Annotated in this window: 20 protein-coding genes; 10 read left to right on the top strand and 10 right to left on the bottom strand. The window is 61.8% G+C overall.

What is annotated here, in order from left to right; genetic code table 11:
* Positions 1-42 precede the first annotated feature (42 nt).
* Positions 43-675 (top strand): LysE family transporter, encoded by a 633-nt coding sequence (locus IB241_RS08250; RefSeq protein ID WP_192297955.1) that lies wholly within the window; start codon positions 43-45, stop codon positions 673-675.
* A gap of 141 nt (positions 676-816) precedes the next feature.
* Here IB241_RS08250 and IB241_RS08245 read toward each other — a convergent pair whose 3' ends face one another.
* The 4 genes from IB241_RS08245 to IB241_RS08230 are packed head-to-tail and all read right to left on the bottom strand — an operon-like array spanning position 817 to position 3960.
* Positions 817-1557: a penicillin-binding protein activator LpoB gene (locus IB241_RS08245; RefSeq protein ID WP_192297954.1), complete on the bottom strand. Its 741-nt coding sequence runs from the start codon at positions 1555-1557 to the stop codon at positions 817-819.
* Positions 1558-1560: 3 nt separating this feature from the next.
* Positions 1561-2148 (bottom strand): penicillin-binding protein activator LpoB, encoded by a 588-nt coding sequence (gene lpoB / locus IB241_RS08240; protein ID WP_049710984.1) that lies wholly within the window; start codon positions 2146-2148, stop codon positions 1561-1563.
* 35 nt (positions 2149-2183) lie between these two features.
* The gene (locus IB241_RS08235) at positions 2184-2555 is read right to left on the bottom strand and encodes a YcfL family protein (protein ID WP_192297953.1); all 372 of its coding nucleotides are present in this window, start codon (positions 2553-2555) and stop codon (positions 2184-2186) included.
* Between the two features lie 10 nt (positions 2556-2565).
* Positions 2566-3960 carry a COG3014 family protein gene (locus IB241_RS08230; protein WP_192297952.1) on the bottom strand — a complete coding sequence of 465 codons (1395 nt, stop codon included), beginning with the start codon at positions 3958-3960 and terminating at the stop codon, positions 2566-2568.
* A 257-nt stretch (positions 3961-4217) separates the two neighbouring features.
* Here IB241_RS08230 and IB241_RS08225 point away from each other — a divergent pair, with 257 nt between their 5' ends.
* Positions 4218-6113, top strand: a complete 1896-nt coding sequence (locus IB241_RS08225) for an FTR1 family protein (protein ID WP_192297951.1) — start codon at positions 4218-4220, stop codon at positions 6111-6113.
* A gap of 152 nt (positions 6114-6265) precedes the next feature.
* Positions 6266-6721: a YaiI/YqxD family protein gene (locus IB241_RS08220; protein ID WP_192297950.1), complete on the top strand. Its 456-nt coding sequence runs from the start codon at positions 6266-6268 to the stop codon at positions 6719-6721.
* Between the two features lie 136 nt (positions 6722-6857).
* On the opposite strand, the gene elbB is transcribed toward IB241_RS08220, so the two are convergent.
* A complete protein-coding gene (gene elbB / locus IB241_RS08215; protein WP_192297949.1) occupies positions 6858-7523 on the bottom strand; it encodes an isoprenoid biosynthesis glyoxalase ElbB in 666 nt (221 codons plus the stop codon).
* Between the two features lie 116 nt (positions 7524-7639).
* Between elbB and IB241_RS08210 the strand changes: the two genes are divergently transcribed.
* Complete coding sequence (locus tag IB241_RS08210) at positions 7640-8875, top strand: sterol desaturase family protein (RefSeq protein ID WP_192297948.1); 1236 nt, start codon at positions 7640-7642, stop codon at positions 8873-8875.
* Here IB241_RS08210 and IB241_RS08205 read toward each other — a convergent pair.
* Positions 8856-9491 (bottom strand): DedA family protein, encoded by a 636-nt coding sequence (locus IB241_RS08205; RefSeq protein WP_192298241.1) that lies wholly within the window; start codon positions 9489-9491, stop codon positions 8856-8858. The genes IB241_RS08210 and IB241_RS08205 overlap by 20 nt on opposite strands.
* Before the next feature lie 208 nt (positions 9492-9699).
* On the opposite strand from IB241_RS08205, the gene hemB reads away from it, so the two are divergent.
* Both hemB and ppk1 read left to right on the top strand, forming a co-directional pair.
* Positions 9700-10713, top strand: a complete 1014-nt coding sequence (hemB, locus tag IB241_RS08200) for a porphobilinogen synthase (RefSeq protein WP_192297947.1) — start codon at positions 9700-9702, stop codon at positions 10711-10713.
* Positions 10714-10731: 18 nt separating this feature from the next.
* Positions 10732-12954 (top strand): polyphosphate kinase 1, encoded by a 2223-nt coding sequence (ppk1, locus tag IB241_RS08195; RefSeq protein WP_192297946.1) that lies wholly within the window; start codon positions 10732-10734, stop codon positions 12952-12954.
* Positions 12955-13090: 136 nt separating this feature from the next.
* On the opposite strand, the gene ppx is transcribed toward ppk1, so the two are convergent.
* Entirely contained in the window at positions 13091-14593 is a 1503-nt protein-coding gene (gene ppx, locus IB241_RS08190; protein ID WP_192297945.1) for an exopolyphosphatase, read from the bottom strand.
* Positions 14594-15042: 449 nt separating this feature from the next.
* Between ppx and IB241_RS08185 the strand changes: the two genes are divergently transcribed.
* The 4 genes from IB241_RS08185 (at position 15043) to IB241_RS08170 (ending at position 19538) form a co-directional block, all read left to right on the top strand.
* Entirely contained in the window at positions 15043-15690 is a 648-nt protein-coding gene (locus tag IB241_RS08185) for a DUF1120 domain-containing protein (protein WP_192297944.1), read from the top strand.
* 84 nt (positions 15691-15774) lie between these two features.
* Positions 15775-16512 (top strand): fimbria/pilus chaperone family protein, encoded by a 738-nt coding sequence (locus IB241_RS08180; protein WP_192298240.1) that lies wholly within the window; start codon positions 15775-15777, stop codon positions 16510-16512.
* 7 nt (positions 16513-16519) lie between these two features.
* Positions 16520-19009: a fimbria/pilus outer membrane usher protein gene (locus tag IB241_RS08175; RefSeq protein ID WP_192297943.1), complete on the top strand. Its 2490-nt coding sequence runs from the start codon at positions 16520-16522 to the stop codon at positions 19007-19009.
* On the top strand, positions 18999-19538 hold the full coding sequence (locus tag IB241_RS08170; RefSeq protein ID WP_192297942.1) for a hypothetical protein: 540 nt from the start codon (positions 18999-19001) through the stop codon (positions 19536-19538). Before IB241_RS08175 ends, IB241_RS08170 begins: the two co-directional genes overlap by 11 nt.
* Here IB241_RS08170 and IB241_RS08165 read toward each other — a convergent pair.
* Genes IB241_RS08165 through IB241_RS08155 form a run of 3 tightly spaced genes read right to left on the bottom strand, consistent with a single transcriptional unit; the run spans position 19510 to position 21549 of the window.
* The gene (locus IB241_RS08165) at positions 19510-20247 is read right to left on the bottom strand and encodes an amino acid ABC transporter ATP-binding protein (RefSeq protein ID WP_192297941.1); all 738 of its coding nucleotides are present in this window, start codon (positions 20245-20247) and stop codon (positions 19510-19512) included. The genes IB241_RS08170 and IB241_RS08165 overlap by 29 nt on opposite strands.
* Positions 20234-20884, bottom strand: a complete 651-nt coding sequence (locus IB241_RS08160; protein WP_192297940.1) for an amino acid ABC transporter permease — start codon at positions 20882-20884, stop codon at positions 20234-20236. The genes IB241_RS08165 and IB241_RS08160 overlap by 14 nt, the downstream gene beginning before the upstream one ends.
* Complete coding sequence (locus IB241_RS08155) at positions 20881-21549, bottom strand: amino acid ABC transporter permease (protein WP_192297939.1); 669 nt, start codon at positions 21547-21549, stop codon at positions 20881-20883. Before IB241_RS08155 ends, IB241_RS08160 begins: the two co-directional genes overlap by 4 nt.
* Between the last annotated feature and the right edge of the window lie 8 nt (positions 21550-21557).

Here is a 21557-nt window from a genome sequence, read left to right as displayed (position 1 = left end):
AGTTAGCTTAACGCTCACGACGAATTTGAAATGAGGTGGGTAATGGCACTCGATACATGGCTGGCCTTTTTCGTGGCCAGTTGGGTCATCTCTCTTTCCCCTGGTGCCGGCGCCATCGCCTCGATGTCCAGCGGCCTGCAATACGGTTTTGCGCGCGGCTACTGGAACGCCATCGGCCTGCAAATCGGCCTGGCGATGCAGATTGCCGTGGTCGCCGGCGGCCTGGGTGCCATTCTGGCGACGTCTTCCACAGCGTTCTATGCGATCAAATGGTTTGGCGTGGCGTACCTGGTATACCTGGCCATCAAGCAATGGCGCGCCTTGCCCGTGGACATGACCGACGACGCGGCCGTGCGCCCGATCGGCAAGCCGCTGGCGATGATGTTCCGAGGCTTCCTGGTCAACGCGAGCAATCCCAAGGCGTTGGTGTTCATGCTGGCGGTGCTTCCGCAGTTCGTAAATCCGCAGGCGCCGCTGGTGATCCAGTACCTGATCCTGGGCGCCACGATGATCTGCGTGGATATGATCGTGATGGCGGGGTATACGGGGCTGGCGTCGAAGGTGTTGCGGTTGTTGCGTACGCCTAAGCAGCAGAAGCGTATGAACCGGACGTTTGCCGGGTTGTTTGTTGGCGCGGCGGGCTTCCTCGCCAGCCTGCACCGCGCCACGGCATAACTGTCGAAACCGGATTAAAAAATGTGGGAGCGGGCTTGCTCGCGAATACGGTCTGTCAGTCACTGATGTGCTGACTGATACACCGTATTCGCGAGCAAGCCCGCTCCCACATTGGTTTTATGTTGCCTGTGAGATAGCTGATCAGCGCAGGATCTTCGGCGCTTCATCCCTCGGCAGGTTGTTGCGCAACACCGGCTGGTCCGGTGCTTGATAGCCGCCCCCCAACTGCTCCGCCAACTGCCGCGCTACATCCTCGCCCAGGGTTTTCGACACTTCCTTCACCACCCGCGGCCGGTTCAGGCTCACACGCACATCACGGCTGCTTACCAATTTGGTGTCCTGGCCTTCGCCCATGGCGGTAAACGCCGAGGTGATCTCGAAGGTGCGTGTATTGATCAGGCTGAAATCCGCCACCAGGGTCAGGCCCAGCACTGCCGAGTAGCTGTTGGTGCGGTCGATGGCGTTGAGGTCCTGGGTGAAGTCGATGTCGGACAGGGTGCCGAACAGCACGTAGTCCGCGCCTTTGAAATTGCCGGCCTTGATGCGCTTGATCACGTCATAAACGTCAGCTGTGGCATCGGCGGTGTAAGGCGTGCCCTGCACCAGTTGGAACTGGCGCGACTTGAGGATCTCGCCCTTGATGTCACCGCTGAATTTACGCAGCTCGTTCTGCTCGATGTAGCTGGAGCGGCTTTCGTACTCGCTGTAGCTCGACGCGCCACTGGCGTTGTACGCGCTTGCCCGGAAGTTGTTGCTGGCCGAGACCTGGTGGATGTATTCCTCGACACGCGCCTGATAGGCCAGGTCGGTCACCGCAATCTTCGGGGCGGCCGTGGCGCCAAAGGCACACAACAGGCCGATCATGCCGATCCATGCACGCATTGCTTAGCGCTCCGTGGTCTTGCGGATTTCTTTTTCGTCCATCCATTCAGCCAGACCGCTCTCGACGTCGATCAACTGCAGGCTGAATTTGTAGAACACGTCCTTGTAGTCCGAGCTGCGCTTGACGATGGAGCTGATGGAGCCTTCCAGGCGGTACTTGGCAGCGACCATGTTGCCGGTCTTGCTCACCGTGGACTTCTTGTACAGACCGCTCTGGTTTTGCAGCTTGAGCTGGTCGACCTGGCTTTGCATGTCGGTGTTGTCGCTGGCGAAGCGCGCGGTGCCAGTCTTCATCAGCTGGGTCTTGATCGACGTGGTGATCTCACGGGTGTCGATGTACTCGCTGGTCTTGTTTTTCACGTCGTACACCTGCACCACCGGGCGGCCTTGCAGGATGCCGGACTGGGCGAGGGAGCGGGTCATGCTTTCGGCGATCATCTGCAGGTCGGTGGAACCGAACTCGTTGGTGACCAGTTCCACGGCCTTGGTGTCGCCGTAGCTGATGTTTTTACCACCCAGCACTGGCGAAGTGTTGGAGCAACCGCTGGCCAGGACGGCAACCACGGCGAGAATCGAGAAGCGTGCAAACATGGGGAAATCTCTCAGCAGCAAAAAGGATGAACGGCTCAAGGGGTTTTCACTTCAAGACGGAAGTCCGCCGCCTGCGGCAGGTTGGCAATGGCCGGCAGGAAGGTCGCCTGGTTGGCGTACAGGCTCAGCACCTTCCAGGCTTCTTCATCACCCACCGGGAAACCGTCGGCGCCCAGCCAGGCAAAGCGGTAATACATCATCTGGTTGCTGCTGGTGATGTTGCTCAGCTGCACCTTGGCGGTGAGGAAACCGTTCTCGCGGGCCACACGAATGGCGCCGACGGCGATGCCCTTGAACTTGCCCATCACCACGATTTTGCTCGCGGCGCTGCCAGGGGCCGGTGGTGGCGGGGTGGCGCAGCCGGCGAGCAGGACCAGCGCCAGGGCGCCGAGGATGAAATGACGCATAGCGTGCTCCTTAAGGTTGTTTGAGGGCGATGGCTTGGGTGGCCGCGCTCGGGACCACGTGGGCGGCGAGACCGCCGGCGAACACCTGATTGCCGACCACGCGCAGGGTGATCACCTGGTAACGCTGGTCGGCCTTGACCGTGACCAGCGTGCCGCCCAAAGCGTTGGGCAGGCTGACCTGGTGCTCGCCGCGCTTGAGGCGCAGGCGGGTGACCTGGGTCAGGTCCGGCAGGGTGCGCCAGGTGCGCGTGTCGGCGCCTTCGGCGACGGCCGAGGCGATACCCAGTACCAGGCCGGCCATGGGGTTGGTCTTGTTCAGGTTGTTTTGCGCCACGCCACGGCTGACGGCGCGCACGGTGGTGCGCAGGATGATCCCCGGCATGTCGTCACGCAGGGCGCGACGGGACATGGCGGTGGTGCTGTTGAGCGCAGTGAGGTTCTGTTGCTGGCCGTCGACGCCGATCTGGGCGAAGGCTTGGGTGGACGTGTCGGGCTTGATAATCGGGAACGACAGCGGGGTGATCACCAGGTTGCCGTTGATCGGGATCGGCAGCGGCAGGCGAATCGAATCGCGGGCCGGGGCCAGGCCGCTCTGGATCACGATCAGCACGTCGGTTTCATCGGCGCCGACCTTGGATTTGTCCAGGTCGAGCAGGGCCTTCTCCAGCAGCGGGGTGTTCGGGCGCAGTTCGGCGGCCTTGCGGTAGCCGGGGGCAGCCAGGTCTTTTTCGCCGAGGGCTTCGTAGACGAAACCGGCCAGGTAATGGCTGAACGCGCTTTGGTAGCTGTTCTTCAGGCCGACCACTTCCGGTGCGTCGAGGGCTTGCACCGGGTAGCCGTGCAGGTCTTTGAGCTGGGTGGTCACGCCCTGGCGCTCGGCGTCGTCTTCGCGCTTGAGGTATTCCTTGTCACGCAGGTCGGCGATCACGGCTTCGCGCTCGTGGGTCTTCTTGATTTCGGTGCGGGCGCCGTCGAAGTCATTCAGGGCCAGCAGATTCAAGGCCATCTGGGTGGTCAGCATGACTTTTTCGTAGTCGTAGCCTTCGTAGCGGCGCACCTTGTCGTTGGCCAGGAAGCTGCCGAACTGGGCGAGGTACTTGTCGCTGTCGAACTTGACCGACTCTTCCCACTTGTAGACTTGCAGGTCGGCGCTGCGCCAGGCGGTCTGGCTGCCGCTCAGGTCGCCCTTGGCCCGTAGCAGCTCACCCTTTTCGAAGAAATACAGCAGGTCTTTGTCTTCGCTGCTGTTGTTCTTTTCCAACAGGGTCAGGGCCGCGTCGACATTGCCGGTGGCCAGTTGCTGGTTGGTGGCCTGCAGCTCGGTGTCGTAGCTGCGAAACATCGAGCAACCGGACAGCAAAGTGACTGCCACGAGCGCAAGCGGGGTAACGGCGCGAAATGCCATGCAAACTTCTTCCCTGAAAGTAACCAGCTGATGTGCAGATTCCTCATAAAAATGAGGCAATAAAGACCCTTTCGCGATAACAGGGCGCGGCATTATAGGCGCCATCAGTGGCAAAACAATGGCTTTTTGCTCGGTTTATGGTGGTAAGTGCCATCATCGGTTCAAGGGTTTTGCAAACGCCCATTCACTAACGCCTTGAGTCAAAGCCGTTAAACCTCAACAATGTGTTACTTCGTATTTCCCTTTGAGATTCATTCATGACTGCCCCCTTCCGTTTTCTCGCCTGGCTGATGCTACCGGCGCTGATGTCGTGCAGCTTCAATCTACTGGCCGCGACTGCCGAAGGCGCCCCACAGGCCCTGCATTTGCTGGACTACATTGGCGCCGACTACCCTCCCACCGTGGAAGCGGGCAAGGTCATCGATGAATCCGAATACCGTGAGCAGGTGGAATTCCTCGGGGTGTTGCAGGGGTTGGTGGCGCAGTTGCCGGCGAAGCCCGAGCGGGCCGACTTGATAAAGGGCGTCGATGAGTTGCTGGCGGCCGTGACTGCTCACGCCGAGGGCGCAACCGTGGCTCGCCAGGCCCGGCAATTGGGCGCCCAACTGGCGGTGGCGTATGAAGTCAGCCAGGCTCCGGCGATCACCCCTGACCCGACGCGTGGCGCGCCGCTCTACGCCCAGCATTGCTCGGTGTGCCACGGTGCTGCCGGGGCCGGTGATGGCCCGGCGGGCATGGGCATGACGCCGCCGCCTGCCAATCTGACGGACACCACGCGCCTGGATCGCCTGAGCCTCTACGCGATCTACAACACCCTCGGCCTGGGCGTCGAAGGCACGGACATGCCGTCTTTCGCCGATCAATTGGACGACCGTCAGCGCTGGGACCTGGCCACCTACATCGCCGGTTTCACCGCCGACCCGGCTGCCGCGAAGAGCGAACAACCGTTCAACCTCGCCGACCTGGCCCGCCAGACCCCAAATGAAGTGCTGGCTGCCAGCGGCCCAAGCGCCGCCGCGACCTTCCGCGCCCAGCGTGCTCAACCGCCGCAGGTCAAGCGTGGCCCGGCGCAGTTGCTGGATTACACGGCCAGCACTCTGGACAAGAGTCTCGCCGCGTTCCGCAATGGCGACCACGAGCAGGCTTACGACCTGTCCGTCGCCGCCTACCTGGAAGGCTTCGAGTTGGTGGAAAGCTCGCTGGACAACGTCGACGCCAACGTGCGCAAGGACACTGAGAAAGCCCTGATGGCCTATCGGCAGTCGTTGCAGGACGGGTTGCCGATCGAGCAGGTGCAACAGCGCCTGGACGTGGCCAAGGGCAAGCTCACGCAATCCGCCGGCTTGCTCGGCAGCGATGGCCTGAGTTGGTCGTTGAGCTACATCTCCGGCTTGCTGATCCTGCTGCGCGAAGGCCTGGAAGCGATCCTGGTGCTGGCGGCAATCCTCGCGTTCCTGCGCAACACCGGCCAGCAGTCGGCGGTGCGCAGCGTCAACGTCGGCTGGGGCCTGGCGCTGTTGGCCGGGCTGGCGACCTGGGCGCTGGCGGCGTATGTGATTGACGTCAGTGGCGCCCAGCGCGAACTGCTTGAAGGCTGCACGGCGCTGTTCGCCAGTGTGATGGTGCTGTGGCTCGGCGTGTGGATGCACGACCGTCGTCACGCCGCCGCCTGGCAGGACTACATCAAGAGCAGCCTGGTTGGCGGCGGCGGGCGCTTTGGTTTTGCGATGCTGGCGTTCTTCTCGGTGTACCGCGAGCTGTTCGAAGTGATCCTGTTCTACGAAACCCTGTGGCTGCAAGCCGGTCCGGCGGGGCACAACGCGGTGGTGGCCGGCGGCGCCACGGCGCTGGTGCTGTTGGTGGGCCTGGCGTGGGTGATCCTGCGCGGTTCGGCGAAGCTGCCATTGGCACTGTTCTTCGGCATCAACGCAGCGCTGCTGTGTGCGTTGTCGGTGGTGTTTGCCGGGCATGGCGTGAAGGCGCTGCAAGAAGCCGGCATCTTCGGTACGCGGCCGGTGGCATTTTTTGACTTTGACTGGCTAGGAATTCATGCCGATGCGTACTCGTTGAGTGCGCAGGCGGTGGCGATCCTGGCGATTGTGGTGTTGTATGGCCGCAGTCGGTTGGCTGAGAAGCGCCACGCCACTGCTTAAGCGGGCACAGTCAGTGTGGGAGCGGGCTTGCTCGCGAATGCGGTGTATCAGCTTGCCTATATATTGCTGACCCACCGCTTTCGCGAGCAAGCCCGCTCCCACACAAGCCCGCTCCCACATGTTGAACTGTGTTGTGGATATGAGGAGTGTTTATGCGCGTATGGATCGATGCCGACGCCTGCCCTCGGGCAGCCAAGGATCAGGTGGTCAAGTTCGCCCTCAAGCGTCAGTTCGAGGTGGTGCTGGTGGCCGGACAAAGCCAGATCAAGCCGAGCTTTGCCTGCGTGAAGCTGATCGTGGTACCTAGCGGCCCTGACGCGGCGGATGATTATCTGGTGGAGCACGCGGTGCCCGGCGACTTGGTGATCTGCAGCGACGTGCCCCTGGCGGATCGTTTGGTGAAGAAGGGCGTTACGGCCCTCGACCCGCGGGGCAAGGAGTTCAGCCCGGCGAACATGAGTGAACGCCTGGCGGTGCGCAACCTGTTCACCGATCTGCGCGAACAAGGCCACATGGGCGGTGGCCCGCCGCCCCATGGCGAGAAGGACAAGCAGGCGTTTGCCAATGCCCTGGACCGAATCCTCACGCGCCTGATGCGCCAACCCTGATGTAGTGAGCGGGCTTGCCCCGCGCTGGGGGGCGAAGCCGCCCCAATAGAGCGCTGCGGTGTTTCAGGGAGACCGAGGTGCCTGGTTTTAGGGCGGCTTCGCCCCCCGGCGCGGGGCAAGCCCGCTCACTACAAGGTCAAGCGTTTTCGTGGGTCAGTTCGAGCACGCGGTCCACCAGCTTGTTGATGCCTGACGCCACCTCGCTGATGCTTTTGCCCACCATATAGGCCGGTGTGCTTACCAGCCTGCGCGCCGTGTCCTCGACGATGTCGTCCACCGCGCATTCCTGGTGGGTGGCGCCCATCTTGTCCAGGGCCGCTGCCGTGTCAGCGCAATTGCCGATGGTGCAGGTCACGCCGGGGCCGTAGATCTTCGCGGCCAGGGCCGGGGAGATGCAGATCAGCCCTACCGGCTTGCCCGCTTCGGCAAAGGCTTCGGCCAACGCCAGTACCTGCGGGTTGACGCTGCAACTGGCGCCTTCCACGGCAAAGTTCGACAGGTTCTTCGCCGCCCCAAACCCTCCGGGCACGATCAGCGCGTCGAAGTCGGCGGCGTTGGCCTCGCCAATGTCCTTCACTTCACCGCGAGCGATACGTGCCGACTCCACCAGTACGTTGCGCGACTCGGGCATTTCTTCGCCGGTGAGGTGGTTGATCACGTGCAGTTGCGCAATGTCCGGGGCAAAGCATTGGACCTGAGCGCCGCGCTGGTCCAGACGCAGCAGGGTGATCACGCTTTCGTGGATCTCGGCGCCGTCGTACACGCCGCAGCCGGAAAGGATCACTGCAATCTTTTTGCTCATGGGCATTTCTCCTAGGGTCTTGGCGTTAAATGTCTACTAATTTGTCACCTGTTGCCAATGGGCTCTCGCGGCGCTACACCTACTCTAGATGTAACAAAAATAGACCGGACTAGCCCATGGACTTCGTGCCTTACGCGGTACCGTTTTTCATCGCCTTGATCGTGGTAGAGCTGCTTGCCGACCGCTGGCGCGGCGCGCGCAATTACCGGGTGGCAGACGCCATCAACAGCCTCAGCACCGGCGTGCTGTCCACCACCACGGGCTTGCTGACCAAAGGCGTGGGGCTGCTCACCTACGCGTTTGCCCTCAAACACTTGGCGCTGCTTGAATTGCCTGCCCAGAACCCCTGGACCTGGGTATTCGCTTTCGTGTTCTACGACTTCTGCTACTACTGGCTGCACCGCATGGGTCACGAGCGCAATATTTTGTGGGCCGCGCATTCGGTGCACCATCAGAGTGAGGACTACAACCTCAGCACCGCCCTGCGCCAGACCAGCACCGGTTTCCTGCTGAGCTGGATCTTCTACCTGCCCCTGGCGGTGGTCGGCGTGCCGCTGGTGGTGTTTATCAGCGTGGCGTCGCTCAACCTGCTGTACCAATTCTGGGTGCATACCCGCCACGTGCCCAAACTTGGCTGGTTCGAATGGTTCTTCGTCACACCGTCCAATCATCGGGCGCACCATGCACAAAACGCTCTCTACATGGATCGCAACTACGGCGGTGTGTTCATTATTTGGGACCGGCTGTTCGGCACCTTCCAGGAAGAAGACGACAACGAACCGGTGATTTTCGGCGTGACCACGCCCCTGGCCAGCTGGAACCCGCTGTGGGCCAACCTGCAGTTTTATGCGCAACTGTGGAGTGATGCGCGGCGCACCGAGAAGTGGTGGGACAAATTGCGCATCTGGTTCATGCGCACCGGCTGGCGCCCGGCGGACGTGAAAGCCAGGTACCCGTTGGCCAAGCACGACTTGAGTCAGTTCCGCAAATTCGAGGTGCCGCTGGATGTGCGCCAACAGGTGTACATCGCCCTGCAATTTGCCGCGTATGTGGGGTTTGGCAGCTATCTGATGAATTTCGGTGAAGGCCTGCCGACCGCCGCGTTGATTCTGGGCTGGAGTGCCATGGCACTGGGATTGTTTACCCTGGGCGTGGCCCTGGAGGACCGGCCGTGGGCGCTGAAGGCCGAGCTGACGCGGCTGGCGCTGAATGTGCCGCTGGTGTGGCTGGCGCCGCAGGTCGGGCTGTGGCCGTCCAGCAACCTGGGCTGGCTGGGCCTGGCGAGTTACAGCCTGCTTAGCGTGATCGGCCTCTACTGTTGCAGAAGCCGGCTTACTCGACTGGTGTCTTAGGCGCCTCGACCGCCGCCGGCTCGGCCGCGAGCCGGGCCTTGGCGTCGGCGCAGGCTTGACGGGCGATGCGCGCGTTCTTGATCCGGCGGCGCAGCCACAGGCCAAAGCCCAGCACCAGCAGCGCGCCCAGCACCCACAGCTCGTACTTCTTGACGCTGCCGAGCATGCCTTCGAGCACCGCGCCGAAGTGGTACGCCGCTGCGCCCAGCGCTGCCGCCCAGATCGCCGCGCCAATGCCGTTGAGGATCAGGTAGCGCACCGGCGGATAACCGGAAAGGCCGATCGCCACGGGCATCACCGTGCGCAAGCCGTAGACGAAGCGGAAGCTCAGTACCCAGATGTCCGGGTGCTTGCGGATATGCTCCAGGGCTTTGTCGCCCATCAATTGCCAGCGCGGCTTGCGCGCCAACAGCTTGCGGCCGTGCTTGCGCCCCAGGAAGTACCACAACTGGTCGCCGGCATAGCTGCCGAAGAAGGCAACGACCACCACCAGATTGATGTCCATGTACCCACGGAACGCCAGGAAGCCTGCGAGCACAAGGATGGTCTCACCTTCAAAGAAGGTGCCCAGGAAGAGCGCAAAGTAGCCGAAGTCATGCAGGAATTGTTGAAGCATGGTCTGGGGTGCTGGCGAAATGAACGCGCAGCCTACGCCTTCGTGAACATTCATGAAAGTATCGAGATGTGTCTTGAAGTGAACAATTCCTACATAAATGACGAATGCGGCTACAGGTCGCACCGTTAAGCACAACTGTCATTCATTCGTCATAATGCCCGCTTATAACTGCAACGCTCGCCCGTAAACGCGGGCTCAGGAGTCTGTCGTGAGCTTTACCCCTGCCAATCGCCTGTTCCCCGCCACCCGCCTGCGTCGCAATCGTCGTGATGATTTTTCTCGCCGTCTGGTCCGTGAAAACGTGCTGACGACGAATGATCTGATCCTGCCGGTGTTTGTGCTCGACGGCGAGAATCGGCGCGAAGCAGTGGCGTCGATGCCGGGTGTGGAGCGCTTGACCATTGATCAGTTGCTGATCGAGGCGGCGGGTTGGGTCGAGCTGGGGATTCCGGCGGTGGCGTTGTTCCCGGTCACACCGGCGGGGCTCAAATCCCTCGACGCGGCCGAAGCCTGGAACCCGCAGGGCATCGCCCAGCGCGCCACCCGCGCCCTGCGCGAGCGTTTCCCGGAGCTGGGCGTGATCACCGATGTTGCCCTGGACCCGTTCACCACCCACGGCCAGGATGGCATTCTGGACGAAGACGGCTATGTTCAGAATGACATCACCGTCGATGCGCTGGTCAAGCAAGCCTTGTCCCATGCCGCAGCCGGTGCCCAGGTGGTTGCACCGTCGGACATGATGGACGGCCGCATCCAGGCGATCCGCGAAGCCCTGGAGCTGGCCGGTCACGTCAATGTGCGGATCATGGCCTACTCGGCCAAGTACGCCAGCGCCTATTACGGCCCGTTCCGCGATGCGGTGGGTTCGGCACTGAACCTGGGCAAGGCCAATAAGGCCTCGTACCAGATGGACCCGGCCAACAGCCACGAAGCCCTGCACGAAGTGGCGGCCGACCTGGCCGAAGGCGCCGACATGGTGATGGTCAAACCCGGGATGCCGTACCTGGACATCCTTTACCGGGTCAAAGAGGAATTCAAAGTGCCGACCTTTGTCTATCAGGTCAGCGGTGAATACGCCATGCACATGGCCGCGATCCAGAATGGTTGGTTGAGTGAAGGGGTGATCCTTGAATCCCTGACTGCCTTTAAACGTGCCGGCGCTGATGGCATCCTGACTTACTTCGCCGCCCGCGCTGCCCAATTGCTTAGAGAGCAACAATAGCCCTCACAGGAACACTTGATGAATACCGAAGGACTCACAGAAGTTGCCGTAAAAGACGCTCACCCGGTGGTTGAACCCGTCACCGAGACCCCGCCGGAGCTGGAGCCGGCCCCACCTGTCGTGGTGGTCGAAACACCGGCCCCGGCGCCTGTGGCGGTGGTGACCAACCTGGATGACAGCAGCCTGTACATCCATCGCGAGCTGTCACAACTGCAATTCAACATCCGCGTGCTGGAACAGGCGCTGGATGAGTCCTACCCGTTGCTGGAACGCCTGAAGTTCCTGCTGATCTTCTCCAGCAACCTGGACGAGTTCTTCGAAATCCGCGTCGCCGGCCTCAAGAAGCAGATCACCTTCGCCCGTGAACAAGCCGGCGCCGACGGCCTGCAACCGCATCAAGCGCTGGCGCGCATCAGCGAGCTGGTGCATGGCCACGTGGACCGCCAGTACGCGATCCTCAACGACATCCTGCTGCCGGAACTGGAGAAACATCAGGTCCGCTTCATCCGTCGCCGCCACTGGACCACCAAGATCAAGACCTGGGTGCGCCGTTACTTCCGTGACGAAATCGCGCCGATCATCACCCCGATCGGTCTCGACCCGACGCACCCGTTCCCGTTGCTGGTGAACAAGAGCCTCAACTTCATCGTCGAGCTGGAAGGCATCGACGCCTTCGGTCGCGATTCGGGCTTGGCGATCATCCCGGCGCCGCGCTTGCTGCCACGGATCATCAAAGTACCGGAAGAGGTGGGGGGCGCTGGCGATAACTATGTATTCCTGTCGTCGATGATCCATGCCCATGCCGATGACCTGTTCCAGGGCATGAAGGTCAAAGGCTGCTACCAGTTCCGCCTGACCCGCAACGCCGACCTGGCGCTGGACTCCGAAGACGTCGAAGACTTGGCCCGTGCCCTGCGCGGCGAGCTGTTCTCGCGGCGCTATGGTGATGCGGTACGCCTGGAAGTGGCCGACACCTGCCCGAAACATCTGTCGGATTACCTGCTCAAGCAGTTCAATCTGGGCGAGACCGAGCTGTATCAGGTCAACGGTCCGGTGAACCTGACGCGCCTGTTCAGCATTACCGGCCTGGACAGTCATCCGGAACTGCAATACACCCCGTTCACCCCGCAGATCCCGAAACTGCTGCAAAACAGCGAGAACATTTTCAGCGTGGTGAGCAAGCAGGACATCCTGTTGCTGCACCCGTTCGAGTCGTTCACCCCGGTGGTCGACCTGCTGCGCCAGGCCGCCAAGGACCCGCACGTTCTGGCCGTACGCCAGACCCTGTACCGCTCCGGCGCCAACTCGGAAATCGTTGACGCCCTGGTCGACGCTGCGCGCAACGGCAAGGAAGTCACCGCGGTGATCGAGTTGCGGGCGCGCTTCGACGAAGAGTCCAACCTGCAACTGGCCAGCCGCCTGCAAGCGGCCGGTGCGGTGGTGATCTACGGCGTGGTCGGCTTCAAGACCCACGCCAAGATGATGCTGATCCTGCGCCGCGAAGCGGGTGAGATTGTGCGCTACGCCCACTTGGGCACCGGCAACTACCACGCCGGCAACGCCAAGCTCTACACCGACTACAGCCTGCTGACTTCCGACGACGCCCTGTGCGAAGACGTCGGCAAGTTGTTCAGCCAGTTGATCGGTATGGGCAAGACGCTGCGCATGAAAAAGCTGCTGCATGCGCCGTTCACCCTCAAGAAGGGCATGCTCGACATGATTGCCCGCGAAACCCAGTTCGCCCTCGACGGCAAGCCGGCGCACATCATTGCCAAGTTCAACTCGCTGACCGATCCGAAGATCATCCGCGCGCTGTACAAGGCCAGCCAGTCCGGCGTACGCATCGACCTGGTGGTGCGCGGCATGTGCTGCCTGCGTCCGGGGATTGTCGGCGTATCGCACAACATCCACGTGCGCTCGATCATCGGCCGCTTCCTGGAGCACACGCGGGTGTTCTATTTCCTCAATGGCGGCGAAGAGCAGATGTTCCTCTCCAGCGCCGACTGGATGGAGCGCAACCTCGACAAGCGTGTGGAGACTTGCTTCCCGGTGGAAGGCAAGAAGCTGATCATGCGCGTCAAGAAGGAGCTGGAAAGCTACCTGACCGACAACACCCACAGCTGGAGCCTGCAATCGGACGGGCGCTACGTGCGCAACACGCCAACCGGCAACCAGAACCCGCGCAGTGCGCAGGCGACGTTGTTGGAGCGGTTGGGTAGCCCGATCCTGGCGGTGAGCTGAAACCTGCGACAAACCTAATGTGGGAGCGGGCTTGCCCGCGATAGCGGTAGGTCAGTCAAAGATGCATTGACTGACACTCCGTCATCGCGGGCAAGCCCGCTCCCACATTTGTTTTTGCAGTGTTCTTTAGAGCGCCTCAGCGCACGTTCAGCGTGAACCCCACTCGCGTCAACCATTCCGCTTCTTGCGCAAAATCCGCCTGGGTCAGTTGGTTTTCATCCAGCCAGCCTTTCGGGAACACCACGTCCAGGCTCTCGCCGTCGGCGCGCAAGGTCACCTGGGGCATTTCCTGGGTACCACGGATGTGATGGAACAGGATCGCAAAACGCAGCAGCACGCACAGGCGGATCAGCTTGATGCCGTCGTCGCCGAACTCGGCGAACTTGTCCTTGGGGATGTTGCGGCGGTGGCCGCGCACCAGCAGGGCGAGCATCTGTTGGTCTTCGCGGGAGAACCCGGCGAGGTCGGAGTGCTCGATCAGGTAGGCGCCGTGCTTGTGGTAATGGTAGTGGGCGATGTCCAGGCCCACTTCATGCACCTTGGCCGCCCAACCCAGCAGCTCACGCCAGACACCGTCTTCCAGGTCCCAGTCGGCCGCGACCTGGTCGAAGGCGTGCAGGGCTTTGCGCTCCACGCGCACCGCTTGTTCCATGTCGACGTGATAGCGCTCCATCAGCGAGCCGAGGGTGCGCTCACGCACGTCTTCGTGGTGATGGCGGCCCAGCAGGTCGTAGAGCACGCCTTCACGCAGGGCTCCGTCGCAGTGGTCCATGCGTTGTAGTTCGAGGGCGTCGAAGATCGCCTCGAGAATCGCCAGGCCCGCCGGAAAGATGGTGCGACGGTCGGGCTTGATGCCGTCAAAGTCGATTTTTTCCGCGTCACCCAGCTTGAACAGCTTGCGCTTGAGCCACGCCAGGCCTTCGGCATTCACCTCGCCGGTGCCATGGCCGCCGGCTTTCAGGGCCAGGCCGATGGCGCGGATGGTGCCGGAGGAGCCGATGGCTTCGTCCCAGGTCAGGCGGTGCAGGGCGTGCTCGATGCTCATGATCTCCAGCCGCGCCGCCGTGTAGGCCTGGGCGTAGCGTGCCGGGGTGATCTTGCCGTCCTTGAAATAGCGCTGGGTGTAGCTGACGCAGCCCATCTGCAGGCTTTCGCGCAACAATGGCTCGAATCGTTGGCCGATGATGAATTCGGTACTGCCCCCGCCGATGTCGGCGACCAGGCGTTTGCCGGGGGTGTCGGCCAGGGTGTGGGATACACCGAGGTAGATCAGGCGTGCTTCCTCACGGCCGGAGATGACTTCCACCGGGTGCCCGAGGATCTCTTCGGCGCGGCGGATGAATTCGCCACGGTTGCGCGCTTCACGCAGAGCATTGGTGCCGACGATACGCACGGCGCCCAACGGCATACCGTTGATCAACTGGGCGAAACGCTTGAGGCAATCGAGGCCGCGTTGCATGGATTCTTCGTTGAGCTGACGCTCATCATCGATCCCGGCTGCCAGTTGTACTTTCTCGCCGAGCCGCTCAAGGATGCGGATCTCACCGTTCTGGGCCTTGGCCACGACCATGTGAAAGCTGTTGGAGCCCAGGTCGATGGCGGCGATCAGGGACAGATTCTTGGCTTGGGATTGCGGCATGGTTTGGGGGTCTCGGTCGATAACCTAGCCATCGTGCCACGATCGACCGCTGGAGCCAACGCGTAGTGCTTCGGGAATTTCGCTGAGGCCGCTTGTGGAGCTTTTTTGCAGAAAATATAGGTTGTCTTTACGGGCTTATGTCGAGGTGGATGACGGATATGTAGGAGTTGTTAACCGGGGACTGTTGTAGAACTTCTTATGACTTCTCCTACAGTGGTTGGTCGATGTTCTTTTTGTTTTATTGTTCTACGCCTACCGCTGAGGCGGGCTCTTTGCACAACTTGTCTTTTACGGGTCCTACGCTAACTGATGTGTTGTCTTATTCTTTAATGGAGTACCAAAGCGACAGACTGTCACCCGGCAATTTCGCCGTGGTGTTATTTATTTATGGATTTATATTTCCAGGATAAAAATAAATACGCCTGATAACTTTAAGTGACGGGTCGACTATGAAGAAAATTATTGGATTGACGCTTGGTATCGCTTGCCTGGCAGCAACGCTTAGCGCCCAGGCAACCACCAGCGCTCAGTTGGTGGTCAGGGGCTCAATTACACCTGCCGCCTGCAACCTCAGCCTGGCGGGCAGTGGCGTTGTCGATTACGGCGTGATCCGTTCCGGTGAACTGTCCCAGACAGCATTCAACCCGCGCGAGGAGAGGACCACTTCCCTGGTCGTCAACTGCGGTTCTACGCCAGCGAAGTTCGGCATCACCTTCACCGACCTGCAAGCGGGCAGCAAGGTGACGGGTATCCTGGGTGCCGGCTTTACCGAGGCGCAGAACTATGGCTTGGGCCTGGCAGGAAACCGCAGAACCGGTGGCTATTCGATCACGCTCAAGGATCTGCGGTCTTCCGGCGTAACGCTGTATCCGATCATGCGCTCCGGTGGCGGAGCTTGGCAGAGCAGTGATGGCAAGGTTGCGCAGTCACCCAGCCAGTACTCCTGGCGCAACGGTTCGACGATTACACCTGCCTCCATCACCCAACTGACAGGGACCATTGCAGTGAAGGCCGTCATCAATAAAGCCCAGGACCTGGACCTGAGCCGCGACGTCTCCATTGATGGGCGAGCCACGCTGGTATTGAGTTACATCTAAACGACGACAATACAGCCGTTCAAGAAGTGTAACTACTTCTTGTCGGCTGTTTTACGTGGGCGCTTGGCTATCAACCGTTACTTCATGGATTGCGGGGAATACTGCGTGCGTGGTTCTTCAGTAATAAACAGTGTGCTGTTACAGGTGGCAAGTTTATTTATTCTTTTAACCAATGTTGCGGCAGCGGACGGCATGCAGCCGGAAACTACTGTGGTCGTGCTGTATGAAGAAGCGGGTGAAGCCACACTCAATGTCAAGAATACGGACGCGGGCCCGGCGCTGCTGCATTCCGTCGTGGAAAATGTGCCCGAGGACCAGGCCCCGCTACTGATTGTCACGCCGCCGATCACACGGGTGGAGGCGGGCGATACGCAACTGGTGCGTTTTATCGGCACATCGACGGAACCGCTGAAGACCCAGCGGCTCAAGCGTGTGTCCTTCGAGGGGATTCCCCAGGCACGTGCCGCCGGCGCTGCGACCATCGGTATCACCCTGCGCCAGAATTTGCCGCTGATCCTTCACCCGCGGGGCCTGCCTTGGCACCACACGCCCTGGGAACTGCTGGTGTGGCGGCGGGCCGGTGAGCAGCTCACGGTGCATAACGACAGCGCGTATGTCGTACGCCTGGCGCCAGACGTGCGCTTGTTGCCGCAGGGCGTCCCGGCCACGTTGCCGCGTGCCTACCTCTTGCCGGGTGAAACGCTGACCGCGAAGGCCGACGGGCCCATGGCGGGCTCAGTCACGGTCGAGATCCAGCCGGCCACGGTCTACGGTTTCTCGGTAGACAGTTACCAGGCGCCGATCACCCAGGGCGAGGGTTGATCAGCCCATGACAAACCTGTCGAGTGTCCCCATTACGGCTTCTTCCAGGTCGCGCCGGCCGTCACTGTTCGTGGGGGTTGCCACGCTCTGGAGCTTGCCGGCCCTGGTATCGGCCCTCGAGTTGGGCGAGGGTTTCGACCTGGCGGCGCTGACCACCCTTGGCATTGACCCGAAGGTCTCCGACTATTTTCGTAGCGCCGCGCGTTTTCGCGAGGGCGTCCATGTGGTCGGATTGCGGGTCAATGGAAACCCGCTCGGGCTGGTGGATGCCCGTTTCGACGCACAAGGCCGATTGTGTTTTACCCCTGGCTTGCTGGAAAAGGCCGGGTTGGTCAAACCCGATACGGTCATTGGCGAGGGCGCGGCACCGGGCGAGGCCTGTCATGACTTCCTCGGTGAGTTTCCGACGACGATGGTGAGGCTGCGCCCCGGCATCGACGAAGTCGCGTTGGTGGTGCCCACCCAGTCATTGCGTGAGCCCCAATGGGAAGCCGGACAATTTTCCCAAGGCGGAGGGGCGGCATTGTTCAACTATGACCTGCTGGGTTTTGACAGCCGCTCGCGCAGTGGGCCCAGCCGGTTCGTGTCGGCCTATACGGAGGCGGGCTTCAACTGGGAGGACTGGATCGTTCGCAGCCGCCAGTTCTATGTGTCGGATAACGGCAAGGTCCGCACCGAGCATCTGTACGCCTATGCCCAGCGGGACATCGCGGCGTTGCAGTCGACCTTTCAACTGGGCCAGATCTCCAGCAACAACCCGCTGTTTGGCGGTGTGCAGTTGTCGGGTTTGCAGTTTTCCCCCGATGGCCAGTCGCGGGTGCCGGCAGGCAGTCATAACGCGGTGGTCGAGGGGCTTGCCCATAGCCAGTCGCGGATCGAGGTGCGTCAATCCGGTGTGCTGATCCACAACACGCTGGTGCCCGAGGGGCCGTTTCGTCTGACGGGGTTGCCCCTGCTCAATGGCACCAGTGACCTTGAAGTCAGCGTGATCGATGTGCGGGGCGCCAAGCGCAGCTTTGTTGTACCGGCCGCGTCGTTCGGCGGCGCTGCGGCTGCCCCCGGCTACTACTTCTCGGTGGGGAAGGCGCGTGAAAGCACTGGCGAAGGGGCGGCGTCACCGATGGTTGCCATGGGCAGCGGCACCTGGGGGCTTGGGCGCGATTCGTCCATGGGGCTTGGCGTGTTGGGCGCCGAAGACTACTGGTCGGCGGGAGGCAGTTTGAGCAACGTGTTTTTCCAGCGGGTTGCAGTGGGCGCGCGCCACAACCTTTCCCGGGACAGCCGCAACGCAGTGTCCGGTTCGCGCAGTACCGTGTCGGTGAGCAGCCCCGTTTCCGCCAATGTGCAAGCCAACCTCAGCGCCACCCGCCAGACCCGTGGTTATCGGGAGGTGCTCGAAGCGGGCCGGTCATGGACGGCCGATGAGCTGGGTACGCGGTTCAAGAACCAATATACGGCGGGCATGAGCTGGGTCGATCCCTCGCTGGGCGTGTTCTCCCTGGGATATACCCGCAGTGCGCAATTCGACGGGCGGACCGCCGAGCAGGTGTTCGCTTCGTGGAACAAGTCGTTCAATCACGTGGATGTCGCGTTGATTGCCGATTCGCAGGTAGGCGGCACGCGTGATTCCACGCCCGACGGCAACCGCCGCAACGCGCCCCAGGACAATGACCTGGCGGTACGCCTGCAAGTCAGCGTGCCCCTGGGCGCTGATCGTCGCCTGAACAGCTATGCCAGCCGCCGTGGGGATCAGTTCGGCGCCGGCACTGCGCTGAACGAGCGGGTCAACGAGTACGTGAACTACGAGGTGGGCGTCGAGCGAGACCTCAAGGCTGGGGAGCAATCGACTCGCGCTCATGTCGACCTGCTGCCGCGCTATACGCGGGTCGGCCTGGGGGTCAGTCGCGACCCGCTGGGCACCAGCTACTCGGGACAGTTGCAGGGCGGGATCGTGGCACACGAGCGCGGCGTGACCTTTTCGCCCTACGCCGTACAGGACACGTTTGGCATCGTTTCCGTGGGCGACATCGGCTCGGCCCGGATCGAAACCCCGCAAGGCCCGGTGTGGACCGACTACCGTGGGCACGCGGTGATCGCCGGCTTGCCGGCGTATACCAACAGCCGCGTCGAAGTGCAAACCCGCTCGCTGCCCAAGCGCGTCGACTTGAAGAACGGCACCCAGGTGCTTGCCGCTGGCCGTGGTTCCGTCAATACCGTGGATTTCGATGTGGTGAAAGTCCGTCGCGTGTTGCTCAACGCCAGTGATGCGCAAGGCCGACCACTGCCCCAGGGGGCTGCGGTACTCGGCAAGGGCAACCGCTTCCTTACCAGCGTGGCGGGTGAGGGCATGGTTTTTCTGAATGATGTCAATGAGTCGCAAGACCTGCGGGTATCACTGCCGGACTCCTCCACCTGCTCACTGCGTTTCGACGCCGAGGCCAAGCCGGATAATGACAAGTTCTACGAGACTGCATCGGCGGTGTGCCATGCTCTTTAAGTGGGCAATGCTGCTTTGCGCGTTACTGATCGCTCCGGGAGCGTGGGCCGAAAACTGCCGCTTGTCGTTGAGCCAGGCTCATATCGACTACGGTGCCATTCGCCGGGCCGGGCCGGTGACAGGCGCCTCCATGGCACTGCCGACTCGCTCGCTGCATCTGACTGTGCTGTGTGCCGAGCCCTCGGCAATGGCGTTGCGCTTTACCGGCGCGGCTGCCGATGGCCAGGGGTTTCAGTTTGGTCGCCCAGGGCGCTTTCGCCTGAGCCTCAAGCACGCGCGGGTGGACGGCCGCGCGGTCGAGTGGGCGGCGATGCAACGGCCCGACGAGTCGGCGGATGGGCAATTGCTGCCTGGCCAGACCCTGGAGGTGCGAGTGGCGGGGATGCGGGTGGCAGGGCGAAGGCTGACCGCTCAAGTCGACATCGACACCGACCTGCCAGCCGATGCCCTGGAGGTGCGCAACGAGGCGCGCCTGGAAGGACGCGGCAGCCTTGAGCTGATCAGCCTGCCTGCTCCACCGAGCCAATGAAGTTGGCGAGTTCAGTGGTCTGCGGGTTGGCGAACAGCACCTTGGGGTCGCCCACTTCATGCACCTTGCCCTGGTGCATGAACACCAGCTTGTCGCCGACTTCGCGGGCGAAGCGCATTTCGTGGGTCACCATGATCAGGGTCATGCCGTCCTTGGCCAGCTGGCGCACCACGCTGAGCACTTCGTTGACCAACTCCGGGTCCAGGGCCGAGGTGATTTCGTCGCACAGCAAGACTTTCGGCGACATGGCCAGCGCACGGGCAATCGCCACGCGTTGTTGCTGGCCGCCGGACAAGCGATCAGGGAAGGCATCGAATTTTTCGCCGAGCCCGACGCGTTCCAGCATCTGCCTGGCCAGTTGCGCGGCCTTGGCCTTGGGCACTTTCTGCACCACCTGTGGTGCGAGCATCACGTTTTCGCCCACCGTCAGGTGTGGGAACAGGTTGAATTGCTGGAACACCATGCCGACTTTCTGTCGCAGGCTGCGCAGGTCGGCGCGAGCGGCGTCGAGGTACTCGCCGTCGACTTCGATCACGCCGTCGTTGATCGATTCCAGGCCGTTGAGGGTGCGCAGCAAGGTGGACTTGCCCGAGCCGCTGCGGCCGATGATCGCCACCACCTGGCCTTCTTCAACGGTCAGGTCGATGCCCTTTAGGACGTGGTGATCGCCGTAATACTTATGCAGGGCGGAAATTCTAAGCAGAGGCATGCAGTCTCCTTTCCAGGTAGCGCGCGCTGAGGGACAGGGGGTAGCAGAGCAAAAAGTAACCAAGGGCCACCAGGCCGTAGACCATGAAGGGCTCGAAGGTGGCGTTGGCGAGCATGCCGCCGGTCTTGGTCAGTTCGGTGAAGCCGATGATCGAGGTCACGGCGGTGCCTTTGACCACCTGCACCGAGAAGCCCACGGTGGGCGCCACGGCAATTCGCAGGGCCTGGGGCAGGATCACGTAGCGCAGTTGCTCCAGTGGGTTGAGCGCCAGGCTGGCCGAGGCCTCCCATTGCCCGTGGGCGATGGAGTCGACGCAGCCGCGCCAGATTTCGGCGAGGTAGGCACTGGTGAACAGGGTCAGGGCAATCGCTGCGGCAAGCCAGGGCGAAATATCCACACCGAGCAGGGCGATACCGAAAAACACCAGGAACAGTTGCATCAGCAACGGTGTGCCCTGGAACAATTCGATATAGGTGCGTGCCACGTTCCGCGGGAACGCCTTGCTGCTGATGCGCAGGGTCATCACCAGCAAGCCGATCAAGCCGCCGCCGATGAACGCCACCAGCGACAGCAGCAGGGTCCATTGCAGGCCGGTGAGCAGGTTGCGCACGATGTCCCAGAACGAAAAATCACTCATCGGCTATTCCTCATCACAAACCGGCGGCCGATCCAGTTGAGCAACTGGCGAATCATCAAGGCCATGCACAGGTACACCAGGGTGGTCAGGGCATAGGTTTCAAAGGCGCGGAAATTGCGCGATTGGATAAAGTTGGCGGCAAAGCTCAACTCTTCGGTGGCGATCTGCGAACACACTGCCGAACCGAGCATTACGATGATGATCTGGCTGCTCAGGGCCGGCCACACCTTGCCCAGTGCCGGTAGCAGCACCACGTGGCGAAACGCTTCGAAACGCGTCATCGCCAGCGCCGCTGCGGCTTCCAGTTGCCCACGGGGGACGGCCTGGATGCCGGCGCGGATGATTTCGGTGGAGTAGGCGCCCAGGTTGATCACCATCGCCAGCACGGCGGCTTGCCATTCGGTGATCTTCAGCCCCAGGGACGGCAGGCCGAAGAAGATGAAGAACAGCTGCACCAGGAACGGCGTGTTGCGGATCAACTCGACGTACACGCCGAAGAACCAGGCGAACGGCTGGATCTTCCACGCCCGCACCACGGCGCCGGCAGTGCCCAGGGCCACCCCGAGAATCGCGCCAATGGCGGTCAACTCCAAGGTGAACAGCGCGCCACGCAGCAGCAGGTCGGTGTTGGCCAGCACGGGCACAAAGTCGAACTGATAGGCCATGGGTCAAC

The organism is Pseudomonas sp. PDM05, from assembly GCF_014851685.1.
Lineage (GTDB): Bacteria > Pseudomonadota > Gammaproteobacteria > Pseudomonadales > Pseudomonadaceae > Aquipseudomonas.
This window is presented reverse-complemented; position numbering and strand designations above follow the sequence as displayed.

Excerpts from the sequence above, each read along its gene's own strand:
- IB241_RS08250 (WP_192297955.1), top strand. The coding sequence starts at position 43 with ATGGCACTCGATACATGGCTGGCCTTTTTCGTGGCCAGTTGGGTCATC.
- IB241_RS08245 (WP_192297954.1), bottom strand. The coding sequence starts at position 1,557 with ATGCGTGCATGGATCGGCATGATCGGCCTGTTGTGTGCCTTTGGCGCC.
- lpoB (WP_049710984.1), bottom strand. The coding sequence starts at position 2,148 with ATGTTTGCACGCTTCTCGATTCTCGCCGTGGTTGCCGTCCTGGCCAGC.
- IB241_RS08235 (WP_192297953.1), bottom strand. The coding sequence starts at position 2,555 with ATGCGTCATTTCATCCTCGGCGCCCTGGCGCTGGTCCTGCTCGCCGGC.
- IB241_RS08230 (WP_192297952.1), bottom strand. The coding sequence starts at position 3,960 with ATGGCATTTCGCGCCGTTACCCCGCTTGCGCTCGTGGCAGTCACTTTG.
- IB241_RS08225 (WP_192297951.1), top strand. The coding sequence starts at position 4,218 with ATGACTGCCCCCTTCCGTTTTCTCGCCTGGCTGATGCTACCGGCGCTG.
- IB241_RS08220 (WP_192297950.1), top strand. The coding sequence starts at position 6,266 with ATGCGCGTATGGATCGATGCCGACGCCTGCCCTCGGGCAGCCAAGGAT.
- elbB (WP_192297949.1), bottom strand. The coding sequence starts at position 7,523 with ATGAGCAAAAAGATTGCAGTGATCCTTTCCGGCTGCGGCGTGTACGAC.
- IB241_RS08210 (WP_192297948.1), top strand. The coding sequence starts at position 7,640 with ATGGACTTCGTGCCTTACGCGGTACCGTTTTTCATCGCCTTGATCGTG.
- IB241_RS08205 (WP_192298241.1), bottom strand. The coding sequence starts at position 9,491 with ATGCTTCAACAATTCCTGCATGACTTCGGCTACTTTGCGCTCTTCCTG.
- ppk1 (WP_192297946.1), top strand. The coding sequence starts at position 10,732 with ATGAATACCGAAGGACTCACAGAAGTTGCCGTAAAAGACGCTCACCCG.
- ppx (WP_192297945.1), bottom strand. The coding sequence starts at position 14,593 with ATGCCGCAATCCCAAGCCAAGAATCTGTCCCTGATCGCCGCCATCGAC.
- IB241_RS08185 (WP_192297944.1), top strand. The coding sequence starts at position 15,043 with ATGAAGAAAATTATTGGATTGACGCTTGGTATCGCTTGCCTGGCAGCA.
- IB241_RS08180 (WP_192298240.1), top strand. The coding sequence starts at position 15,775 with ATGGATTGCGGGGAATACTGCGTGCGTGGTTCTTCAGTAATAAACAGT.
- IB241_RS08175 (WP_192297943.1), top strand. The coding sequence starts at position 16,520 with ATGACAAACCTGTCGAGTGTCCCCATTACGGCTTCTTCCAGGTCGCGC.
- IB241_RS08170 (WP_192297942.1), top strand. The coding sequence starts at position 18,999 with ATGCTCTTTAAGTGGGCAATGCTGCTTTGCGCGTTACTGATCGCTCCG.
- IB241_RS08165 (WP_192297941.1), bottom strand. The coding sequence starts at position 20,247 with ATGCCTCTGCTTAGAATTTCCGCCCTGCATAAGTATTACGGCGATCAC.
- IB241_RS08160 (WP_192297940.1), bottom strand. The coding sequence starts at position 20,884 with ATGAGTGATTTTTCGTTCTGGGACATCGTGCGCAACCTGCTCACCGGC.
- IB241_RS08155 (WP_192297939.1), bottom strand. The coding sequence starts at position 21,549 with ATGGCCTATCAGTTCGACTTTGTGCCCGTGCTGGCCAACACCGACCTG.